The sequence below is a fragment of the Candidatus Accumulibacter cognatus genome (genome assembly GCF_000584975.1).
GTDB classification, from domain to species: domain Bacteria; phylum Pseudomonadota; class Gammaproteobacteria; order Burkholderiales; family Rhodocyclaceae; genus Accumulibacter; species Accumulibacter cognatus.
Map to the genome: position 1 here is coordinate 1 of NZ_JDST02000037.1, position 1,056 is coordinate 1,056.

General features: G+C 60.9%; 1 protein-coding gene. It reads left to right on the forward strand.

Features of this window, described 5'->3' with window-relative positions:
• The first annotated feature begins 321 nt into the window (after window positions 1-321).
• Window positions 322-1,023, forward strand: a complete 702-nt coding sequence (locus tag AW06_RS07750) for a UPF0236 family protein (protein ID WP_034948228.1) — start codon at window positions 322-324, stop codon at window positions 1,021-1,023.
• The last annotated feature ends 33 nt before the right edge of the window (window positions 1,024-1,056 follow it).

Sequence of the window (1,056 nt, forward strand, 5' to 3'; positions counted from 1 at the left end):
GTGACCGCGCACGGTATACCGGACAAAGGAAGGCGGCAAATGGTGCCGGCCCTTTCAGAGCCAGGCGGGCATTTCATGCCGGGGATATTCCACATGGCTGCAGAGGGCCCTCACCGATTTGGGTGCTGACGTTCCGTTTGCCCAGGTTCGGGAGAAGATTCGCGAGCATGACGGGATCGGGATTGCGAATGGAGCTGCGGCAACGATCACAGAAGATCACGCCCGCAGGATAAGCATTACGGACAGGACAGGACGCCCGAAGCTCGCCCGACGAAGGAGGCGCTGACGTGGATCGCCGAAATCGACGGCAGCCTGATTCCGATGGTAGAAACGGGAAAGGCAGGCGATGAGGGTCCGCGGGATCGACGCAAGACCCGCCACTTGTTCTGGAAAGAAGGCAAGCTGTCGATGATCCGCCGTGCTGGCGAAGTAGCGCCCACCTTCGCGGTTACCTTGGGCGATGCCGCAGCCGCAGGAGCCGACATCCTGCGGCTGGCGATAGCGGCCGGCTTCAACGAGCGCAGCCCTATCCATGGATGGGGTGACGGCGCCGTTTGGATTGAAGATCAGAGGGAGCGTCCGTTCGGTGCGCGATGCAAGGACCCTGTCGACTTCTTTCACGTGTGTGATTACTTTGAGGCGGCTAAGGTTTGCGCTGCCCACGATCCGAACTGGATTGAACGGCAGAAAGACTGCCTGAAAACGGACAGGCTTTCCGCGGTCCTGACGGCCCTTGCGCCTTTCCAGGAACCGGACTCCGTGCCGTCAGAACAGGCCCCGGTCCGTGGGGGTTACCGTGATCTGATCAACCGCCCAGGGCAATTCGACTATCCGGCCGCCATTCAAGCCGGCTTGCCTATCGGCTCCGGCGAGGTCGAGAGCGCACATCGCTATGTGATTCAGAAACGCCTCAAACTACCAGGCGCCTGGTGGACACCAGAAAATGCCCAAGCCATGCTGAACCTCTGCGTCACCCGTGCAAACGGCGGCCGGGATCGGTATTGGGACGCCTTGGCTGCTTGAGGTCTTTGCAACCGTCACTTTCGATCACACCCC